Origin of the sequence: Aliidiomarina iranensis (assembly GCF_003987135.1) — a bacterium.
Lineage (GTDB): Bacteria > Pseudomonadota > Gammaproteobacteria > Enterobacterales > Alteromonadaceae > Aliidiomarina > Aliidiomarina iranensis.
The window spans coordinates 1-1,258 of the sequence record NZ_PIPJ01000029.1; the positions used below are offsets into that span (position 1 = coordinate 1).

Sequence of the window (1,258 nt, forward strand, 5' to 3'; positions counted from 1 at the left end):
ATTTGAAGCTGCGTTTCAAACTCATAGAATCAAATATTTTGTTTCTAATGATTTTAACCGTATAGAAATACATTGGAGTCAACTAGATGGTCCCAAGGTGGATGAAATTCGGCAATATTTGTATATAAAAGAGGTTCGAAAGTTGACAGATAGCGTCAACTAATTGATTTTTATAAAGTAGTAAGTGTTTAACGTATAGAGCGAAAGGGAGAAAGTTGGTTCCGGCGTAACTTGGGCAATGCTATTGTTGAGTTGCGACAGGGAGAGCGCGGTGAAAGCATCACCACCCGCTATGTATACACGGACCACTTAGGCAGTGTGGATGTGATTACCGATGATGCGGGGCAAGTAGAAGAAAAACTCAGCTTCGATGCCTTTGGCAAACGCCGGGCGGTGTTTAAAAGTAACAACCAAGCGGTAAACTTTACCTTAGCATCGATATTAAGCCTCACCCATAAAGGCTATACCGGCCACGAGCAAGTAGACCATGCCAGCGTAGTGCAAATGGGTGGGCGCATTTACGATGCGCACATTGGCCGTTTCCTGCAAGCCGACCCATTCGTGCAAAGCCCGAGCAACAGCCAAAACTTTAACCGCTACAGCTATGTACTCAACAACCCATTAAGCTACACTGACCCAAGTGGGTATTTGTTTAAGAAGCTACGGAGGAACATAATTCGTGGTGCGGTTAAGTTATTTGGCGCCGATGTGGTGAATCTCGTGGGCTCAGCTGTATCGGCTATCTCTGGAGGAGGTTGGGGCGCAGCGGCTTGGAGCTATGAGTTTAATCGGGCGATGGGCGTATCGCGCTCAGCAGCACTTAGAGGTGCGGCCGTTGCTGGAGCCAGTGCCTTTGCGTTCTCAAAAATAGGGGCGCATTACAAGGAGGTTGCCTCTGGCGACATTAGCTTTGGGGGCAATATGATGACCTCAGGCCAAATTGCTGGACAAATCACCGCGCACGCAATGGTAGGCGGAGTAGCGGCGAGCTTACAAGGCGGCAAGTTTGGTCATGGGTTCTTTAGTGCCGGAGTTACTAAGGGGCTTGGCGGCAAGTTTTTACCCGCTGGTAATGAGTTAACTGCAAGTGAAGTTGTGAGTGGCTCAGTAATATCGGCAATGATAGGTGGCACTGTAAACATCCCCCGGTTAGTGCCACACATTTTTAGAGGTCTGTTCGTTCGTTTTTACCAATCGATACTCTGACGGTGTCAGATTACCAAGTGATTCATGTGGCCGCTCATCGTTATATTGTGGC

The 1,258-nt window shown here is 47.9% G+C and carries 1 protein-coding gene; it reads left to right on the forward strand.

The window, feature by feature from the left end; translation table 11 throughout:
- Nucleotides 1-231 precede the first annotated feature (231 nt).
- The gene (locus CWE08_RS12490) at nucleotides 232-1,206 is read left to right on the forward strand and encodes an RHS repeat domain-containing protein (protein WP_157981262.1); all 975 of its coding nucleotides are present in this window, start codon (nucleotides 232-234) and stop codon (nucleotides 1,204-1,206) included.
- Nucleotides 1,207-1,258: the final 52 nt, after the last annotated feature.